This is a genomic window from Proteiniphilum acetatigenes DSM 18083 (assembly GCF_000380985.1).
In the GTDB taxonomy this organism is placed as follows: domain Bacteria; phylum Bacteroidota; class Bacteroidia; order Bacteroidales; family Dysgonomonadaceae; genus Proteiniphilum; species Proteiniphilum acetatigenes.
In genome coordinates this window covers 1-21311 of the sequence record NZ_KB905699.1, presented here as the reverse complement: position 1 = coordinate 21311, position 21311 = coordinate 1, and the positions used below count along the sequence as shown (strand labels likewise).

Here is a 21311-nt window from a genome sequence, read left to right as displayed (position 1 = left end):
AATGGTAATTGCCAGGTGATATTGAAAGATGAAGGAACGGGGTCACGACCCCCGGAGGAATTAATAGTAATTACCAGAGTGGTATCGACAGCCAGGGAAACGGAAGTGACTGACGTTTGCGATGCGAAAAAACAAACAACTAAATTATTTTAAATGAGATTAACAAATACTTTGCTTCTTCTATCAGCAACTATCGTCCTTTACGGACAGGAGTCCGGCATTATCGCCGAGGACGCAGAGATTCAACAAGCCGGTACCGGTTATGCTTTTACCGAAGGCCCGGCCGTTTCACCGGACGGGAGAATTTTCTTTACCGATCAGCCCAACGACCGTATTTATGTATGGGACGAAACCCGGGGAATCGAATTGTGGTCGGACAACACCGGAAGATCCAACGGCATGTATTTTAATGCTGCCGGTCAATTGGTTGCTTGTGCCGATCTGCATAACCAGATTGTAGTTTTTGATCATGAAAAGAAAATGCATACCCTTTTTGAAAGTTACGAGGATAAGCATCTGAACGGCCCCAACGATTTATGGATTGCCCCCAATGGGGATATCTACTTCACCGATCCCTATTATCACCGGGATTACTGGAAGGAGGAGCATACCGAGGTACAGGATGTACGGGGAGTCTATCATCTTTCAGGCGCCGGGGCGATATCACGGGTGGTAAATGATTACAGGCAACCTAACGGGATCATAGGTACACCTGACGGTAAGGTGCTGTATGTAGCTGATATAAACGATCGGAAAATATGGAAATATGAGATCCGGTCCGACGGAACCCTCACGGACAAAACTTTCTTTGCACCTGAAGGTTCCGACGGAATGACTATCGATGAACAGGGAAATATCTATCTCACTATGGGCAAAGTATGGGTCTATTCACCGGATGGGAAACTGATACAAGAGATCGAAGTCCCTGAAAGTCCGTCCAACGTCTGTTTCGGAGGAAAAGACCGGGATATCCTGTTTATCACTGCCCGCAGTTCGGTCTATACCCTAAAAATGAATGTGAAGGGTGTAAAATAACGCCCTATCAACACATATTAATCACCTCACAATACGATATGAGAGGGAATCTATGAAACTATTATTATTGAACGTTTTCGTTAAGCTAAATGAGCAAAGTCAAACTTGTTTGAACTTTGCCATAGCGAGAAAACGACTAATATAATTGAACTATAAAATAAGAACAACATGAACGAAATCAACAAGTACGTAGAAACACACAAGCAACGTTTTTTGGATGAACTTTTCGAACTGATCCGCATCCCTTCCATTTCATCGATCCCGGCGCATAAACCCGATATGTACCGTGCTGCCGAAAAATGGAAAGAAATCCTGCTGGCAGCCGGCGCCGACAAGGCGGAGGTGATGGAGACCGACGGAAATCCGGTAACCTATGGAGAAAAGATCATCGATAAGAAAGCACCAACCGTATTGGTATATGGGCATATGGACGTGATGCCGGTCGATCCGGTCGACCTCTGGAAAACCGATCCTTTTGAACCGGTTGTAAAAGATGGCAAGATATGGGCACGCGGCGCAGATGACGACAAAGGACAGTCGTTCATGCACGCCAAAGCGTTCGAATATCTGGTACAATCCGATAAACTGGGATGCAATGTAAAATTCCTTATTGAAGGGGAAGAAGAGGTAGGATCGCCCAACCTTCCGAAGTTCTGCAAAAAACACAAGAAAATGCTGCAGGCTGATGTGATCCTTGTCTCAGACACCTCGATGATCGCCCGCGACGTGCCCTCTATCACTACCGGGCTGCGTGGCCTGGCTTACTGGCAGGTTGAAGTAACGGGACCTGCTGCCGACCTCCATTCAGGACTGTTCGGCGGAGCGGTAGCCAATCCTATCAATGTGCTCTCAAAAATGATTGCCCAAACCATGGATGATGAGGGACGTATTCTCATTCCGGGCTTCTATGACGATGTAGCGGAGGTCTCCAGGAAAGAGCGAACCATGATGTCCAAAGCACCTTTCTCCATTCAGGAATACAAAAAGGCTGTCGGAGTAAAAGAACTGTCCGGGGAAAAAGGATATACCACCAACGAGCGTACCGGCATTCGACCGACTTTCGACGTATGCGGGATATGGGGCGGTTATACCGGTGAAGGAGCTAAAACGGTGCTGCCCTCCAAAGCGTATGCCAAGATCAGCACCCGTCTGGTACCCAATCAGGATCACAAGAAAATAGAAAAACTGTTTGTGAAATATTTTGAGTCTATCGCCCCGAAATCGGTAAAGGTAAAGGTGGAATACCTGCATGGCGGACCATCCTACGTCTGCCCTATTGATCTTTCTGCATACAAAGCAGCAGAAAAAGCATTGAAAGATGTGTACGGAAAGGATCCCGTCCCTGTGCGTTCCGGCGGAAGTATACCTATCATTGCTACTTTCGAAGAAATACTGGGAGTTAAGTCGGTACTGATGGGTTTCGGACTGGGATCGGACGCTATCCACTCACCCAATGAGAATTTCCCGTTGGAACAGTTCTATAACGGTATCAGAACCCTTCCCCTGTTTTACCAGTATTTAGCGGAAGAAAGAGACTAATTTCTCAAAACACTCACATAAGCAATATAACTGGTAGTTTTGGTAACGGGAGTCAACAACAGGTAGCCGGAAAGTATCTTTCCGTTCTCTACTTTGAGAGGGGACTCCCGTTGCATTTTCTCATGGAATAATAAAGCGTCTTCCGGTTTTTTAAAATAATCCACTACGAACTTTCCTTCCGCCTCGGGATACAGGTACCGATTATGGAAGATACGTGCCACTATTCCCATATTCATTCGCATATTGATCTCTACACAGGGTTGAAGACAATACCCTCCGGGCGTCTCACACACCATCATATCTACTCCCGCGTAGCCAGTATAAAGCGGAAAGCGGCCCGATAACTTTTCAATCAGTGAATTTCTGAGCCGGCGTAATAACTCTACTGAAACAAAGTTACTGAGTTTTTCCTCAATCCGGGTATCGCTGAGCAGTTCATTGCCTGTATATGCACCAGAGGCGGCAGCACTAAACATGGAATAGCCGACAAAACGCACCGCCTCTTCGTGCAGGTAAAATTCCATCGCAAAATCCTGTATTTTAGTCAGTACCGGTTCTGCCACTACTCCACCCTGCTCCCGGATGACCCGCCGGCACCAGTCACGTTGCTTATCGGTAATCCCTCCCAATATCCATATTAATCCTTTTCCACTACCCGAGAGGGGCATTTTCAACACTTTACTTCCGGGTATGGACTGCAACCACGCATACAGCTCTTCCGTATCTGTAAAAAAACGGGACTCTCCGCAAAAACTTTCCTCTTCAGTTTGTAACTCACGCAATATCTCCACGGCATGTAAGCGGTTCGAATAGCTCCTCAGGCGTATCAATTCCTTTGCCGAAGGCAACGCGTCTTCAGACACACCTGATGATATAAGTTTTCTCTTTAATGCAGGATTCCATCCCCAGGGAACAATTTTCAGGTGGGGGTATGACGCAATATCCGAAAATGAGACAAGTGACGCCTGTACAGGCAAAACCTTTTTAACTGTCTCCAGAAAGGAATGGTTCAACTCTCCTGCGGCAATCACTTTAGTATCGCTACTCTCTGACGTGTCTGCACTTCCTGCAGCCATCACCGTGTCCCAGGCAACCGCCTTTGTATCAATCGCCGTACTTATTCCACCAACCAATCCATCTTTTCCGGCACTCGCAGCATCCGCCCCGGCATACCAGATGGGCAAAACCGCCAACTCCTCTGCCATTCGGATCGCGGATGCCGGCGGTGTATAATTAAGGGAGAAATTGGCCAATGCGAGATCATTCTCGGGATTAAAAAGATACATCTGCTAAAACATTTGTCTGGTTCTGGCTGAATGGTTCTATACGTTGCGAGAATACGCCTATTTATATTCCTTTATCTCGATATCACCGTTGATTGCAAGAAGAGCGTTCTCTGCCAAAGCCCCCATCTCATCCTGTCCGGGATAAACATGGACAGGTGCTATACGATAGACACGTTCTATGACAAGATTACAGAACCATTTGCTATTGGCAATCCCTCCTGTAATCAGGATCGCATCAACTTCCCCTTTCAATACGGTGGACATTGCTCCTATCTCTTTCGCCACCTGGTAGGCCATTGCTTCCAGTACCTCCCTACATTTTTCATCGCCATCTTTCGCTTCCCGTTCAGCCAAATAGGCATCATTTGTCCCCAGGTATGCCATCATCCCACCTTTACCGACGATCATCGAGTACATCTCTTCGTAACTGTATTGACCACTGAATGCAGCTTTCAATAGAGCTCCTACGGGCAGTGTACCCGAACGTTCCGGTGAAAAAGGACCATCGCCATCCAATCCCTGGTTTACATCTACAACCCTTCCCTTGCGATGTGCACCAACCGTAATACCGCCTCCCAAATGGACTACGATAAGATTCAGATTCTCATATTTTTTCATGACAGAGTTGGCATGCGAGCGTGCAATTGCTTTCTGGTTCAGTGCATGGAAAATAGAATTCCTCTCAAAGTCGGGGTGTCCCGAATACCTAGCCAACGGATCAAGTTCATCTACCACTACCGGATCGGCGATAAAAGCTTCGGCCGAAGGGAGCAGCTTTGCGATATCGGCAGCTATCAATCCCCCAAGATTACTGGCATGTTCCCCTCGATTACATTCCAGCAGGTCTTTTCTCATTGCCTCGTTCACCCGGTAAACACCGGAACCAATGGGTTTCACTAATCCACCGCGCCCAATCACCGCATCGATGGTCTCTAACGGTACATCGGCATTTTTCAATTCTTCGTAAATGACTTCTTTTCGGTACTCATATTGATCTGTGATCCGTTTGAATTTGCTCAACACTTCCTGAGAATGTTTGATCGTCTTCAGAAAAATCACCTTTTCCTGTTGAAAGATAGCAATCTTTGTAGAAGTGGAACCGGGGTTAATCACTAAAATACGCGTATTTACTCCCATTTGAATATCTTGTTTTATCAGTTTAAAGTCATTTTGTTGATCTGTAGACGACTAAAACCAACCGTCTACCTTTGGAAACTACAGTACACGGTAAACTTCGTCTGTTAAGCAATCAGCGTAGCCAGAGCGATTGAGAGCAATTTGCTCTGCTCATCATCAGATCGCGATGTCAGCACGACCGGTACCGAAGCACCCATCACGACTGCGGCTGAGACAGCTCCTCCCAGAAAGTTAAGTGCCTTGTAAAACATGTTTCCCGCTTCTATGTCAGGGGCGAGGATCACATCACAATCGCCGGCCACTTCTCCTCCAACACCTTTATGTCGTGCTGCCGCGGCATTCACCGCAATATCAACGGCAAAAGGGCCATCGACAATACACCCTTTCAACAAACCTTTGTCGTTCATCTCTTTCAACTGAGCGGCATGTACCGTTGCTTCCATCTTTGGATTCACAGTTTCCACTGCGGCAGCCACAGCCACCTTGGGATTCCCGATACCAATCCCATGGCATGCTTTCACCGCATTATGAATGATCTGCACCTTTGCATCCAGATCAGGAGCGATATTCATCGCCACATCAGTTACACAAAAGATTTTATGGTAATAGGGTGATTCAAAGAAAGCCACATGGCTCAACAACTGATCTGTCCGCAAGCCCGTATCTTTGTCCAGTACTGCTTTCAAGAGGTCGCCGGTACTCACAAAACCTTTCATGATAATATCAGCTTCTCCGCTTCTTACTTTCTCAACGGCGATCCGCGCAGAAATAGTACTACCCTCCCGATTATCAATCAATTCGATGCCGTCCAGAGAAAAACCAATCGACTGTGCTATTTGCTCAATCTTCTCTTTATCTCCTACGAGCAGGGGTATGATAATCTCCTCCTTTATAGCATTCTGCAAAGCTTTCAAAACATGTTCATCTTCGGCGGCAGCAACAACGACCTTCCGCACGGGCCGGTTTTTCGCTTTCCGGAGTAGTTCAGTCAAATCACGAATCATAGCAACTATTATTTTGCACTATTTTACTTGCAAATAAACAAAAAATCCAACAATATCCAGTTATAATCCAAGGGATTTTTTGACAAAAAGTAAATAGATGAGAAATGAAATGATAAAATAGTTTTATTACCTTTGTAACAGTCGATATATACTATTCCAAAACATCTTGAGAATAAATATTACTATCTGAAAATCAACAACAATGGATCCTCTCAGTATAGACACTAACCTTTTCAGCTTCTTATTTTCCGATGGCGATCTACGTAAAATAAATATACAGGGAAAAGAAATTATCCAGCGGATTTATTTTGCTGTAAGAGATGAGGAGTGGTTGAATATTGAATATGTAGTAAAGAATTTCAACTCTGAGCTATCAGGCACAACAGCCATTTATTCTTATGACCTTATCTTTAAGAAAAGTAAGGTAGATTTCACCGCCAGATTGACAATAAAAATAGAACATAATCAACTTGTCATTGAAGCGTTCGGCAAGGCTTCAACCAATTTTATGAAAAACAGGATCGGATTATGCATCCATTTACCTTCTTCATTAAAGGGTACACCATGCAATGTTTCGCATATTGATCATACATTTACTTCGACAGAACTTCCTCGCCTTGTTTCTCCTCATCAACCGATAAAAGAAATCTCCCAAATTGAGTTGCAGTCGGACGGTTTTCAGGTAAGAATCAATTTTGAAGGAGATATTTTTGAAATGGAAGATCAACGAAACTGGACCGATGCTTCCTATAAAATTTATTCTACTCCTTTGGAGTTGCCTTTTCCCATAGAGGTAAAAAAAGGAGATCTGTTTCATCAAAAAATATCCGTTACAGTATTACCTAACGTTTATACTACAACGTATTCGGGTAATGAGGATCCAAAAAATACAGGACAACAAATGTTTCCCTCACCTCGGTTGGGGACAATAATTCCGGGTAATTTAGCCGGAGATATGATGAATCACTTTCTTGAAAGGGACACTTTTCCGTTTTCCTTTCTGCGCATTGATTTTCATTTGTACAATGATAGCTGGGAGGAAAAGGTAGTGAACAGCATTTTGTTCGCACGGAAAAAGAATATCCCTGTCTATGCATTGCTCTATTTCAGCGAACAGTATAAAAGCGAAATAGAAATATTCAAGTCATTTTGCAAACATAACTCGTTACTGCAATTCATTCATTCTATTGCTTTATTGTCGTCGGAAGAGTTTGTTCCTGCAGATAACTATCTCCGGGATCTAATACCGGTCCTGCGCACATTTTTCCCGAATGCTCGAATTGGAGCAGGCACTGATGCCAATTTTGCCCAACTAAACCGTAATTTCCCATCCTTTCAGGAGATAGACTTCTCATGTTATTCGATTCAGCCGCAGGAACATGCGTCTGACAGGTTATCAATTACTGAAAATATCATGGGGCAATACGATACCGTAAAAACTGCCCAAAGTTTAGGTAAAGGTATGCCTATACACATCACAGCTCTATCACTGTTCCGGAGATTCAATGCGAATGTAGAAAAACACACATCTGACAATCATGTGGCCAACTACCCTTATGCCGGGAGTAATTTCGAAACGGCCTGGTTCATTGGAGCACTCCATGAACTTATTGCAGCCGGAGCAGAAGCGATCATTTCTATTTTTTATCCTGTGTTAAACTCTCCTCTTCTTTCATTTTTTGAGATATTGTCAAATCATCCGCCTGAAGGATTCTATCCGGACTGTTCGTCGTCACCTGAAAAGTATGCTTCACTCGCCTGGAAATCAAAAGGGAAGAAACATTCGGTAATTGCCAATCTTACCGATGGACCCATTATCATTTTGCAGAACTCATGCAAAATGAAACTGGATCCGCATGAGATTCAATATACCGAAAAAGAGATTACGGATCAAAGCGAATCGTGATAAAACGTATTCATCAGTGCGATAATAGTTTGTTTCACTGTCTCTAAATGGGTATACATCAATCGTGCAGCATCTTCTTTTCGTCCTTCGAAAATAGCTTCTCCTATTTCAAGGTGCTCACGTACCGATTTTTCAACACGTTCCTCCAGCACTAACATACCCAATTTGATACGGAGAAACTGAAGATTCAAATTGTTCACAATCAATCCTGCCCGCGAATTGTTGGCAATCTTGAATAATAAGTTATGGAATTGGGTATCTAACTCGAGCCATCTTTGCACATAGGCATCGCGTTGGGATTCCTCTCCATTCTTTAACAACCTCATCTCAGCGAGCATATCCGCCAGTTCTTTTTTGTTCTCTGGGGAAGCTTTTTCCGAAGCCTGAGATGCAACCATACTTTCTATCGCCTGTTTTATCTGAAATATCTCTTCGATATCCTTTGGAAAAAGAATATAAATTTTTTTCTTGCGCTCCAAGGAGACGATAAATCCTTCATTCTCCAAACGCATAATTGCTTCCCTTACAGGCGTGCGTCCAAAACCAAACTTCTGCGCCAGTTGGATCTCCGCTACAGTATCGCCCGGTCGGAGTTCCGAGCTAATGATTGCCTTTAGTATACGGTCATAAGCATCATTCGAGGTTGAATTCTTCATTAAAAAAGTTCATTAAAATTAGACTATTTGAACCACCTGCTCCGCCATCATTAATTCTTATCTGTGGCAAAGTACATGCAAGCTTGATTTTTGCTCATTTAGTTTAACCCAGACATTAAAAATATACAATATCATGCATATATGATATACAAAAGAATATGTCACAAAAATACAAAAAATTTCAACAAAACATACATTATCCCATTTATAAAAAAGTCCCAGTGTTTAAGCTATCTATAATATATGCATAATACCCACATTTCCATATATGATATTAGATTATTCCACATATAATTGGCAGGACTTCTATCCTACCAAAATAAAAGGATTGCTTGTCCCAATATTAGCTCATTAATTACCACCCCTGGATTTATAATCCAGTGTAAAATCACAGGACTTTCCAACTCCAAATCTTGTACTTTTCTTTGTCGTAGTTCATAATTGGTTGTCTTTTTTAATATTGCCCATAACGATAGAACTCATAATCATAAATATTCTTCCGATAAGATGTGGACTCAAAAGAGTCTCCATAAAATACATGATTTATAACTTCCATCATCCTTTCATAGTCCTCTTTCAGCTGATCATGCACTCCCCGCCTCAAATGGATAAGATTATTTACTGTTTTTCCATACAATTCAAACGCGTAATCAGAGGCTTCCCATATTCTGAATGTACTGACCGGCCCCGCCCATTTTGCACCTCCTCCATCATAAGCCTCAGTAGTGAGGATTACTCTGGGCGCTATCAACGCACGGGCGAAGTGCATGTCGACAGGGAGTTCATCCGGATTATCAATATATTCGAGAAGTTTTTCTGATACCCAGGTCGGTTGATGCCGCACGATATTGATGGCCTGTGTGCTTTTCTCGCCGAAATTCCGAAACCCCGAGGCGCCCGCAGCACCTGAACTATTGGCTACTACAATTGCAATTCTTTCATCATAAACAGCAGCACAGATGGCAGATTTGCCCGTTCTTGACATTCCCGCGACAGCTATTTTGGAGCAATCTGCAAAATCAAGCATCTCTAAATAATCCACTGTAAGAGATGCAGCGTAAGCCCATGACATGAGAACTTTAGATTCATGCATTTGATTCTCCAGGATCTGTTCCTCTTCAGGGGCAACTGACAAATGGTTTAGCGCGACAATTACATACCGGTTATTGTCGATACACTCTTTTTCAATAGGAAAACGAAAGTCCTCATTATTTTCATAACGGATAATAACGGGATAGCGTCCATTTCCAGATGGACGGGTTACACGTATATTAAAGCATCTGGAGTTATCATAAAATATTTTAGCATGGTAGGTTATTGCATTTGCGGAGACAAAATAATCGGGATATTCTTTTCCAGTCTCAATATGTTCGATAGGGAGTGTTGGCCGGGGGCCATATACATATTCTTCGAGTATTTTTTTTATCAATTCGCGGCGAGCTTCCCACTCCACAGGAGAGTTGACTACAGATCCATCGTCATGAAGAAAAGGAGAAGGGATATCATCCTTTTTTGTCCAAACAACTCTGTCGTCTCTCACACTCATTCCGGGTTGTGGTATATACTGTTGCTCCTCAATATTGCCAGGATTATTGTTACTGCAATTAATCAAAATGATCAATAACACATATAAAATCAACAAAATAATTTTATTCTTTCTCATAAATTCAGAACGATTACGATCTTATCTATTTTTTCCATTTCACATCTCTTGATTCTCTGTTCGATTTAATGGTTTAAAAATATATTCAAAAACTGTTCTTATTTTACTGTTACAACAGATTAATAAGGTTGTGGTTGTATTCTCAACCCTATTAATCTGTATTTTATTGAAAGGCATGTATTGTTATTATAGTCTTTGATCGTTATATTAGCAACCCATTAATCTGCGTATGCTCCCCAGAATTTCAGTTCACTGATCATAAATTGCGGCACGCCGGTATTGGTACTGTAAACGCAGAACCGGATGTAACGGAACGGCATACTTGTTTTATCCGCATCGATTTCATGTTCAATACCGGCCCTTATAAATTCTTGATCCTCATTGGTCAGTGTAGCGGGTGTTGTGGCGCCGGAGGGAAGACGCATATGACAATCAGCCAACTTTACCCAATCTTCTTTCCAGGCATCGGTACCGCCTACGGCAGGCCATCCTGTCCAGTATTTCAAATTGTCTTCCTTACTACCGTCACCGATCTGGTCAAGCGGTTTGGGATCATTGGTCCCATATACTTCGAAATCGAGCGGAAGTTCTGCCGAATAGAGCGGAGACCTATCCCGCATCCACCACCGGAAACGGCTGTATGAAGCTTTGCGTCCCATGTCGATGGTAAAGTAATAAGGAAACAGATTCGACTCGGATTCTCCCGGGACAAAATCCCCTAACACATTATTGGAGCAATGCCAGTAGGCGCCTCCGCTCATCAGCTCGCCATCCACAGCCCTGTCGATAAATCTGTTGTTGATCAGGCGGTGCATGTCCCCCCGGTACAGGTGGGTCCCGTCAGCCTTGTTGCCGGGCCATCCCCATTGTGTCCAAATCACCATTCCTGTCACCGGATCTTTTCCGAGTATTTCTTCTTCATATAACGGAGTTAGAGTTGTATCCAACGGAGCAGAATAGTTGTTCCATCTGTCGCGCAGTTCGAATCTGAAATCCTGGCTTACGGCTTCCAAACCCCTAAAAGTAGCTTTTCCAAGAGAAGCCTCTGAATAGTAGGTATCAAAGACTTCCATTTCCCCCTGATCGTTATTTTTGTAAAGGGAGAGAGCTATTGCCTTATTCATTGGGTTTTCCCAAGTCACATGAAGTCCGGAAAAAGTCGCGCTGACCTTTAATGATTCCCTTATCAGTGCGACAGGGGGTGCTAACGGTTTGATCGTAACATGTACAGGGGGGGATTCATTTCTGCTCTTGTCGATCGCATATAATGTTACCGGATACTCGGAAGTATCAGCATATCCTTCCAACACTATGGTGTCACGGAATGCAGATGAAAATGCCTCCCGGATTTCCTGATTCTGTTTTTCAAGTGAATATACCGCTTTTACACCCAATAAATCGTTATCGCTGGGCAAAGTATAAGTAATTCTTGCCCCTCCATGTATGTTCTCTACCTTAACGTTGCTCACTGTTCCGGGCGGAACGGTGTCGACCGGATCCTGCCAGTCTTTCACTTCAGTACAATTCCAAAGGGTGAAAAGCAGGATCACTACCTGCATGATAATCAATTGTTTTTTCATTCCTCTTATTTTTTTGTTACCATCCTAAATTCTGAACAAGATTTGTATTTTTAAGCAGTACGCTTTGCCTGATAGGCCACAAATAATCCTTTTTGGTAAATGTAGGCGAATAAACCTCTTTTACCTGATAAAAATCGGCTGCTGTCTGTCCCACTATATTCAGTCCCCGGATCGGCCGGTTCATATATTCTTCTGCCAATTTCCAGCGCCGGAGGTCCCAAAATCGGCTACCCTCGAAAGCCAGTTCATTCAACCGTTCCCTACGGATAATCTCCCGCATCCCTTCCTTCGTGGAGGGCTTATCCGGGTTGAGGGAATGAGCCTGCCAGCTTTCCACGACCTCTTCCAGGCCGGTGCGCGCCCGTACCAAATCGATATATTCATATACTTCCGCATCCGGCGTCGCTTTTACTTCATTCAATACCTCGGCATACATCAGATACAAATCAGCCAGCCGGATGATTGGGAAAGCATACCTATAACAGGTAATACTGGAATTGGCTTCTGGGACGGAAGTCAGGTAATGGGTCAGTTTTTTACATAAATACCCGGTACTGGAATACCGTTCCGTAGGCGCTACACCGCCCCCGGGATCTAATCCTTTCATTGGAGTGTGCCACATGTCTGTGTCAGAGTTTGTCCGACCATTTCCATAAAAAGTCCCGCCGTCAAAGGTAATTGCACCATAAAACCGGGCTTCCCTGTAAAAATGTAGGTTGATCGTTTGAAACCCTTCACGGATATAATACCGGTGTGATGAACTACCCGTGCGCAAATCCATCAGGTTGATACCAACCCATTCTTTGTCCTCTTCAATCGGAACACCATTATATGTATAAAATTGTTCAACAACCTGAAGCGTAGGAGCATAACTTTTACCAATCCCACCAGAATTTTGATTGGGGTTCCATGCCGGAAAACAGATTCGTTGCAAGGGATCCGGGTTCACATTCGACTCGCCCCAGATAATTTCCTTATTCCAACGCTCCGTTACTGCTCCTCTCACCTGCATGGCCAGAATAGTATAATCACTCAGGTTGTTAGAGAAGGGAATCGTCCGGAAATCAAAAAGTTCATGTCCTGCTTCATGTGCGACGTCGATGGCCTCTTTCAGCGCATCGGCGGCCCGTTGCCATTTTTCAGGTCGATATTCCTGCGGGAACAGTTGCCGTCCTTTGTTATCTACTATGTTGACATAATCTGTATTTCCGTTGAACAAGGGACTCGCGGCAAGGGTCAATACCTGGGCTTTGAGCGCCAGGGCTGTTGCCTTGGTCGGTCGACCGAGGTCACTGGTCACATCTAAAATTTCCATGGGTAGATTCTCAATGGAAGCGTCGAGAAGTTCTACAATGTAGTTCACCACGTCGTCTACCGGTTCCCGGTAACGCCGCACTTCGTCTGAGGACGCACTGATCGGCAGGTTTTCCCTGATGAGTGGAATAGGTCCGTACATCCGGAACAGGTAGAAATGATAGAAGGCTTTTAAAAAGGTAACTTCCGCGATCCACCAATCCCGCTCGTAATCATCCAAATCCTTGGGCTTGTAGATATTATCCAGAAAAATATTACAGTCACTCAGCGCAGTAAACAGCGCTTTACCTCCCCTCAGGTCATATCCGTCCTGATGGCTTGCCCAGTAGTTTGCGTACGGGGAATTGGTGCCCTGGTTCCCTTTGGCAATATTCCAAAGAATTGGAGATACAATATTGGCCGGGTCAATGTACCAGACTTCGTCGCCACCTAACAACGCCGGATTGGAAGCCGGATCGGCATGGTTAGGGAGAAAAGAAAAGCATCCGTATAAAAATTTTTCCGCTTCGTGCCGGTTACGGAAAGCATGATCGATCGTCGCAGTGTTGTCCGGGACAACATCAAGGTAATCCTTACAGGAAATAACTGTTGTTCCTATTGTGAGAATTACTGCAAACAGCATTATATTTAATCTATTTCGTACCATATCTCTAAAATTAAAAAAGTCAGAATGAAACATTAATACCAACATTGGCTACACGTTGCAGGGGATAGCCTAAACCGTTACCGCCCATCTCCACGTCCCATAATTTGAATTTACTGATCTTAAACAGGTTAGTACCGCTTAGATAGAACCGAAATGTTTCCAGCCGAAGCTTTTTAACAAGCGGGGAGGGCAAGGAGTAACCCACTTCCACACTTTTCAATCGTAAAAAGGAGCCATTTTGCATAAACCAGGTACTCCGCTGCACATTATTGGTTATCCGATAATTGGATAACCTGGGCCAACCGGCGAAAGGATTCTGGGAGGATTCGGACCAATAATCATCCGCAATAAATTTGGCCAGACCCGTTTCAAGTATCTTTCCTCCTGAACTCGACCTTACAAATGGAGACATTTTTCCAGGATCGATCCAGAAAGATGAACGGGCAGATCCGGAAAAGAAGAATGAAAAATCGATTTCTTTATACCCTGTGGAGAGTCCAAACCCATAATTTATTTCCGGTGTAGTGGGGCGTCCAATCGGTACCATGTCAATTTCATTAATGATCCCGTCGCCATTAATATCTTTGTACTTGATATCACCCGGGCCATATTCATCCACATCCTGGCGGGGTGAATTCCGTACATCAGCCTCATCAATAAAAAGGCGTTCCGCCACAAAGCCATGTTCCTGAGAGATCGGTAATCCGATCTTGGATCTCCAAGGAATCGCGCTCAAATCGGGTTCTTCATAATATTTATAAACGGCTCTGGCATACGTAAAGTTACCTCTCCCGGTAATCCAAAAATCTTTTCCAAATGAATGATTATAATCGATTGATACATCTATCCCTTTCCCCTCTGCCTCTCCAAGATTTCCCGTCGGGGTTGCCCATAAGCCCATTGAGGTGGGGATATCTGCCCTTTCTTGCAGGATATTGGTTCTGTGTTCCCTGTACAAATCCGCCAAAATTTCAATTCTATCTTTGAACAGGCTCAGTTCTAATCCGATATTGGACTTGTAAGCGATCTCCCAGCCAATTTCGGAATTGGGATAGCTGTTAATCCTGACTCCAGTCCTGGATTTATTAAAATCATAGCCGGTGGTAAAAGAACCTCCTCCACCGATATTCACGTCTGACAAGTAAAAGAAGCGCACATCTCCAATCTCATCATTGCCCACCAGACCGTAGGTTCCCCGCACCTTCAGTTTGGAGATCAACGAACTGATCCCGCTTTCTTTCCAGAAAGATTCATTGGACACGGCCCATCCTAAGCCAAACGACGGAAAAAATCCCCAACGGTGTCCTTTGTCAAATTTTTCAGAGCCATTGTACCCAAAATTGAATTCAGCCAGATAACGACGATCATAGTCATAGGTAAAACGTCCGGAAAGACCCAGATTCCTTTTTTGGAGCGATTCGGACAAAGTCGTAGCGTTAGCGGTCAAAGAGTTCCTCACGATCCCGACCAACATTCCACTTACCCCATGGTCTCCAAAAGTTTCGTTATATGCGACAGATCCCTCTGCATAAAATGAACTGGAGACAACCTTAGCGCCGGGACTATAGTTCAGATATTCGGTTCCTCCGTCCGGATTCAATTCGGTCAGTAGGTATTCATCTTTGAACCGGTCATACTGGGATACTTGGTAATAAAACGGATTATAGGCGCGGGAAAGATTGAAAGCCGAATTTCTGGTAGTATTTCCCAAAAGTCTACCGGTCAATCCTTTTACCCATTTACCAAAGTCTTGTTTTAGTTCCATTTGCGCCATCATGACGGTTTTACTTTCTTCCCGATACCCTCTGACCATCTCGGCATACGGGTTCATATAGGAATCATCTTCCTGGCCACCAAACAAAATATGGTCTGTATATTGATGGGCTTTGTCCGGTTCGAAATAGGCCGGGAACCGAACGGGACTGACATTTAGTATTTTCTGGTATAGGTCAGTCCCCCCGGTAATTGGACCAATATAATCGTCGAAGGTCCCATGGACACGGATCACCGCTTCAGTCGAAGGAGTCAGGTTTATATTGATATTCGACCGGATCAGGTATTTCTTCAGGTCGATATTATTGTTGAAATTATTTCGTTTATCCACTTTCAATATCCCGTTGTCCTGGGAAAATGAACCGGCAATATAGTAGCGGGCAACTTTTCCTCCTCCCGAAATATTAAGATTTGCCCTTTGATTAATAGCAACATCCTTCGTCAACATATCCATCCAATCCACGGCAGGATATACATACGGATTCAATCCTTTCATGGTATTTTCAATCTTATTATTGGAGTATGGCATCGGAGCCAAAGGGTTCCTGGTGAGGGCAGCTTCATTGGCCATCTGCATATAGGTAATAGGATCGGCCATCTCGATTTCTTCTGTCGGGGACGAAAACGAATTCTCTACACGCACCGATACTCTTACGGATCCTTCTTTCCCTTCCTTTGTGGTTACCAGAATGACACCATTTGCGCCCCTGGCTCCATACAACGCAGTCGCGGTCGCATCTTTCAGGATGGAAAAGCTTTGGATATCATCCGGATGCAACCGGGAAAGGTCGTGGGTAGTCATCTCCACATTGTCGACTAATATCAAAGGATCGACTTTTCCGGTTCCAAAGGAAGTAATCCCACGGATAAAAAACGAAGCATTATCCTGTCCCGGCTCCCCGCTGGTCTGATAGGAAATCATGCCCGACATTCTTCCCGCGAAAGCAGTCGTCAGGTTGCTGGACGGCACACGCAGGTCTTTGGCATTGATCGTTTCGATGGAAGAGATCACACTCTCTTTCTTCTGTTTGCCAAACGCCACAATAGTAACTTCATCCAATTCATCAACCAAAGGTTGCATCACAACTTCAAGATAGGTTTTATTACCCACTTCAATTGTTTGGGACTGCATTCCAATAAAAGAGAATACCAGTTTATCTGTGGACAACGCCCGTATCTCAAATGTACCATCCATATCCGTGGTTACCCCTCTGGTGGATCCATCTACAAGAATACTAACACCAGGCAAAGGTTCGCTAGTCTCGGTTTCTATAACCTTTCCTTTTACAGTCACCTCCCGTTGTGCAAGTACACAGACAGGGATAAAAAGAAATGCGAACAATAATACTCTCATTTTCAGTTTCATTTCATTCTTCATTTGTTTAGATTAATAACTAGAATTTATATGGATCTTTTTTAATTTACAATTTGTTGGAATATTCACCTGAACTTTGTTCTTTATTCAGGTGATAGGAAGTAGTCATCACTGAGAAGACAAACATTTTCTACAGTACTCTACACATTTTATAACCTCTATCACAGCATTCGAACCTTCAGGTATTTTATGCTCCAACTCAATATCGCAGGTAATCGGCCATTTGTTTCTCTGAATCAGTCGAAGAATATCTTCAATGGGAGTTTCTCCTTCACCCCACGACATATTCTGATTTGGGTTGACTGCCGTCGGTCCGGTTTTATCTTTTAGATGTAGGCTTGCAATACGATTATGAAGTCTTTCTATTACGCCATTGGGATGCATTCCGGTTGCACCAAAGAAATGACCGACATCCAGGTTTAACATCAGATAAGGGCTATATGCCAAAATCCGGTCAAAGCTGAAGTCAGGGTTTCCCGGTTGTCCGTGATTATGAAGAATAACATAACGCTTGTGTTTATTGGCAAATGGTGCGAATCGTTTTGCCACATCTTCAGAAATTTCCATCGAGATACCACGAGCTCCGAGTGTTTTACATACGGCAAAAGCGTAGTCGATTTCAGCATCTGACCAATCGGTTATACCTGCTTCAAACTTCATAATATCGATTTTTACCCCTTTGGCTGAAAACATCTTACGTATCTCCTTAAATTTCTTCATTGATACAGATGTACGCCAATTCTTCCTTCCCTCCTGATTATTCTTGTCAGGAATACCCAAATACTTTTCGAGCGGATCTCCCTTTAACTCTACCGAATTTATTCCGGATTCAACCAGATAATTTAAAACAGCAGGCAATGACTGATCAGGCATACTACGATAACTGTAAGTGGTAATACCGATCTGGACTCCAGCGAATTTTGATCCTTTTTCTTTTGAAAAAAGAGCGAATGGCAGAACGATCAAAATTGCAAGAATAAAAAGTTGAATTGTTTTCATTTTTCGTTTCATTTTTTCAGAATTAATACCCAGTCGTTTTCATTTTTAGGATCTCCGGGCGCATCAAAAACCAAATCCCCCTTTCCTGTTTTTATTCTCTTCCGGAAGGGGCGCATTGCTTTCGATTCATGCCCATCAACCCACCACATTCCGGTTCTCGGATTAAACCAATAGGCATTCAGCCTCCCTTTTAACTTTGTAAGGTCGAGATGGATATCTTTCCCGCCGGCAGTATAAACCATTACCCAGCTCCTATCATTACCGCGCATGGCGGTAATCCGGTCTGAATGTCCACCCGTTATGGACGACGCTGCCGCACCGCCACCATCACCATCCTCCCGGGTATTTCCATCCCCGATTGTCTCTCCCTGCACTCCTATGATCAACTCCTGATCGGGAGTTCTCCCTAAAAACTGCTTGTCTGTCCAAATTTCACGTACGGCATGGTATAGGTATCCCATTTGGCGGAGGCCGGGCAAATCAAGGTACTTCCGCCAGTCTTTGGGGAATTTCCAGGCGTCGGAGCCGTAAGTATGTCCGAACCCACCTGACAGGACAGTCTGCCATGCCTGGTACCTGACACCCCAGTCCGTTATTGCCCCTTCATAGCGTCCCTCACAAAGCCAGGTCGGCTTGACGGGTGTCAACCGGTAATCGTTGGGGACAGAAACAACCTGGTCATAAGGGGTATCCTGGATAGAATTGAAAGTTAACCACTCCTCGTGATGAAACCAGTCCGACGAGTTCGGCGCCCATTTTCTCGGATGGAATGAGATAAGCGGTTTTGTCAAGCCACTATCCAGCCCATCGGTGATTCCTTTGGCCATGGCTGTGTAGACACTCCGGTAGTCGAGGTTCCCGTAAACGGCCGACCGGTCTCCACCGACCATCCAGATCACATTTTTCGCATCCTTGTACCTTTCAGCTACCCAATAACCGTATTTATAGGCATTTTCCTGGTTGAAGATGATATACTTGTTCGGCTTACCGTTGTAAGAGCCGGTAAACCAGTCACCCCAGGCCGGATGTAAAACAACATACATCCCGTTTTCATCTGTTTTTTCGATAACCCAGTCCAGATGGTCCCAGAAATCATACTCGACGGGGGAATCGGGGTTATTCCCGGGAGTCAGGATAGGTTCCAAGGGATTTGGCAGCTCCTCTTTACCCAGTTTGAAAGCAAAATCACCATAAAAGTTCTTTCCGGGATCAGCCATCTCAAGATCAAGGATAATCATCGATATGGCATTGATCTTTTTACCTTTCAGATTGGCGATCAACTCAATTACATCTTCCCGGGAGCCGTTTCTTAAAAGCTTCCAAACGGTAAAACTGTTCAGGAATACGGGCTTCTCCCTAGCTGTGGCCAGAAGATGGGAATTCTTCTTGCTTACATAAAGTTGTTCAGCCTCTTGCTGTGCGAAACAAGGCACTCCCAACAGAAAAGAGATCAAAAACAAAAAAACGGATTTTATTTTGACACTCTTCCCTTTCAAAAGGAAGGAAAAGAAATGAACGGTTAAAACATTTTCAAGAGGGAGACGAATCATTTTTTGGCTGAAAATCATAATCAATTATATTTTATCATATTATATATTTTCAAAAAATCTATCAATAGCACATATCTTTACAACTTATAGAACTCTTCCCATCCTTTGCGTGGAGGAGCTCCAACTAACAATTCGTTAGCCAATCTGTTATTGGTAATTATCTTTTTCTTACGGTCAAATTCCAGTCTGGCATTAAGTTTCTGAGCCAATACGCCAAGACAGAATATCTGGGATAACGGACCGGCGACCTCAAACGGAGACCGTACTTTTTCTTCTCCTTTCACAGCTTTAAGGAAATTAGCCCAATGGTTTGATGTGCTCTCCGGTACTTCGGGTAAAAGGTGTTCCATCTCTTTGGCTTTTTCTTCCGGGATAATAGACAATGTCTGACCATGAGAGCCTCCTTTAAATATCAAATCCTTACTATAAATAATTTTTCCCGGATTAAGCTTCGAAGGTTGGATTTTGCCAACACTTGTCGGAGGAATATTCGGATCTAATTCAGAGACTCCATATCCTTCGGGTACCTCCGGAATATTATTTACGCCATCATACCAGGTGATATCGCAGGGAGGCATACCGTCCCGTTCCGGAAACCGGAACAATATGGTTGATGCCATCGGGAAAAAGAATGGATTATGCCCTTCAAGCTTAATCGGATTTATTTCAAAGGGTAATCCAAGATTCAGGAATTCATGGGCGGTGTCGATAATATGTGCCCCCCAGTCGCCCAGTGCTCCCATACCGAAATCATACCAGCAACGCCATTGTCCGTTAATAAAATCCTTGTTGTAGTCATGATGTTGAACGGCCATCAACCAGGTATCCCAGTCCAATGTTTCCGGGATTGGCTCAGAGTCGGGGAGCCTTGTCATGTTTACATCAAACTTATGCCAACGTCGACCGCCGTTCATATGAGCAGTAATCGCGGTTACATCTTTAATAATTCCTGCTTCAGTCCAGGCCTTAAACTGGAAATAATTACTCTCCGAATGTCCCTGATTTCCCATTTGTGTGACAACTCCATATTTTTTTGCCGCTTTCATCATCAGTTCAATTTCATTGAAAGTCCGTGCCAAAGGTTTTTCCACATACACAGGTTTACCCAAAGACAGGGCCAGCATTGTAATGGGAAAATGAGAGTGATCGGGAGTTCCTATCAGGACGGCATCGATCCCATTTGCCATTTCGTCAAACATCCTTCTAAAATCCCGATAACGGGGAACATCCGGAAATTTCTTTATCTGATTCAGTGTATGAGCAGCTCCCATATCTGTATCACACAAAGCCACGATATTACACAACCCTGTGTTGTACATGATATTAATATCCGATCCTCCTTGATTTCCAATGCCGCAGCAAGCTAAATTCACCTTTTCACTGGGAACCACCGACCCACTTCTGATCAACTCTCCTTTTTGGTTTTTCGCCTCTTTTTTCGCAAAGACAAAATGCGACGGTACGATAGTTATTACACTGCAAGCCATCGCTGCATTTTTTAGAAATTTTCTTCTGGATTTTTCCATGATTCCTTTCTTTTTTGGCTATTATAAATACATTTTATTTAAAATGATTATCCGCAGTTCTTCCTAAAGAATTTAGCGGGAAAAAGTTATAAATAAGTTTCAAAAAATGTTTGCACAATTCATTGATATTCATTATATTTACATCAATAACAATAAAATAATTCGAGCTATGAATATCCTGGATTTTGCCATAAATTACCCCGATGAGGAGTCCTGTCGGAAAAAATTCAAAGAACTAAGAGACCAAATGGGTATAACTTGTCGTCATTGTAATTGTAAAGAACATTACTGGCTTCAAAACAAACAAGCCTACGAATGCAAG

15 protein-coding genes are annotated in these 21311 nt (G+C 43.7%); 4 read left to right on the top strand and 11 right to left on the bottom strand.

Annotation, left to right across the window (positions count from 1 at the left end; genetic code table 11):
* Positions 1 to 153 precede the first annotated feature (153 nt).
* Both F597_RS0112605 and F597_RS0112600 read left to right on the top strand, forming a co-directional pair.
* Positions 154 to 1035, top strand: a complete 882-nt coding sequence (locus tag F597_RS0112605) for an SMP-30/gluconolactonase/LRE family protein (protein WP_019540109.1) — start codon at positions 154 to 156, stop codon at positions 1033 to 1035.
* Between the two features lie 168 nt (positions 1036 to 1203).
* Positions 1204 to 2574, top strand: coding sequence for a dipeptidase (locus tag F597_RS0112600; RefSeq protein ID WP_019540108.1), 1371 nt, complete (start codon positions 1204 to 1206; stop codon positions 2572 to 2574).
* Here F597_RS0112600 and F597_RS0112595 read toward each other — a convergent pair.
* The 3 genes from F597_RS0112595 to F597_RS0112585 form a co-directional block, all read right to left on the bottom strand.
* Positions 2571 to 3860, bottom strand: a complete 1290-nt coding sequence (locus tag F597_RS0112595; protein ID WP_019540107.1) for a hypothetical protein — start codon at positions 3858 to 3860, stop codon at positions 2571 to 2573. The two genes, F597_RS0112600 and F597_RS0112595, sit on opposite strands and share 4 nt — an antisense overlap.
* 57 nt (positions 3861 to 3917) lie before the next feature.
* Positions 3918 to 4997 (bottom strand): butyrate kinase, encoded by a 1080-nt coding sequence (gene buk / locus F597_RS0112590; protein WP_019540106.1) that lies wholly within the window; start codon positions 4995 to 4997, stop codon positions 3918 to 3920.
* Between the two features lie 104 nt (positions 4998 to 5101).
* The gene (locus F597_RS0112585) at positions 5102 to 6001 is read right to left on the bottom strand and encodes a bifunctional enoyl-CoA hydratase/phosphate acetyltransferase (RefSeq protein ID WP_019540105.1); all 900 of its coding nucleotides are present in this window, start codon (positions 5999 to 6001) and stop codon (positions 5102 to 5104) included.
* A 202-nt stretch (positions 6002 to 6203) separates the two neighbouring features.
* Here F597_RS0112585 and F597_RS0112580 point away from each other — a divergent pair, with 202 nt between their 5' ends.
* Positions 6204 to 7907, top strand: a complete 1704-nt coding sequence (locus tag F597_RS0112580; RefSeq protein WP_019540104.1) for a D-apionate lactonase family protein — start codon at positions 6204 to 6206, stop codon at positions 7905 to 7907.
* Here the strand turns inward: F597_RS0112580 and F597_RS0112575 are convergent.
* From F597_RS0112575 to F597_RS0112540, 8 genes are all read right to left on the bottom strand, one after another.
* Positions 7892 to 8563, bottom strand: a complete 672-nt coding sequence (locus F597_RS0112575) for a GntR family transcriptional regulator (protein WP_019540103.1) — start codon at positions 8561 to 8563, stop codon at positions 7892 to 7894. The two genes, F597_RS0112580 and F597_RS0112575, sit on opposite strands and share 16 nt — an antisense overlap.
* Positions 8564 to 9017: 454 nt before the next feature.
* Positions 9018 to 10226, bottom strand: a complete 1209-nt coding sequence (locus F597_RS0112570) for a glucuronyl esterase domain-containing protein (protein ID WP_019540102.1) — start codon at positions 10224 to 10226, stop codon at positions 9018 to 9020.
* Positions 10227 to 10444: 218 nt separating this feature from the next.
* On the bottom strand, positions 10445 to 11806 hold the full coding sequence (locus tag F597_RS0112565) for a DUF5126 domain-containing protein (protein WP_019540101.1): 1362 nt from the start codon (positions 11804 to 11806) through the stop codon (positions 10445 to 10447).
* Positions 11807 to 11822: 16 nt separating this feature from the next.
* A complete protein-coding gene (locus F597_RS0112560; protein ID WP_019540100.1) occupies positions 11823 to 13742 on the bottom strand; it encodes a RagB/SusD family nutrient uptake outer membrane protein in 1920 nt (639 codons plus the stop codon).
* A 43-nt stretch (positions 13743 to 13785) separates the two neighbouring features.
* The gene (locus F597_RS0112555) at positions 13786 to 16917 is read right to left on the bottom strand and encodes a SusC/RagA family TonB-linked outer membrane protein (protein WP_019540099.1); all 3132 of its coding nucleotides are present in this window, start codon (positions 16915 to 16917) and stop codon (positions 13786 to 13788) included.
* 105 nt (positions 16918 to 17022) lie between these two features.
* Positions 17023 to 17913 carry a sugar phosphate isomerase/epimerase family protein gene (locus tag F597_RS20780; RefSeq protein ID WP_157279131.1) on the bottom strand — a complete coding sequence of 297 codons (891 nt, stop codon included), beginning with the start codon at positions 17911 to 17913 and terminating at the stop codon, positions 17023 to 17025.
* Between the two features lie 8 nt (positions 17914 to 17921).
* The gene (locus tag F597_RS0112545) at positions 17922 to 19481 is read right to left on the bottom strand and encodes a glycoside hydrolase family 140 protein (protein WP_019540097.1); all 1560 of its coding nucleotides are present in this window, start codon (positions 19479 to 19481) and stop codon (positions 17922 to 17924) included.
* 59 nt (positions 19482 to 19540) lie between these two features.
* On the bottom strand, positions 19541 to 20989 hold the full coding sequence (locus F597_RS0112540) for a Gfo/Idh/MocA family oxidoreductase (RefSeq protein ID WP_019540096.1): 1449 nt from the start codon (positions 20987 to 20989) through the stop codon (positions 19541 to 19543).
* Positions 20990 to 21158: 169 nt separating this feature from the next.
* Between F597_RS0112540 and F597_RS20775 the strand changes: the two genes are divergently transcribed.
* The coding region (locus F597_RS20775; RefSeq protein WP_185094370.1) for a transposase at positions 21159 to 21311 on the top strand (153 nt) is incomplete at its 3' end.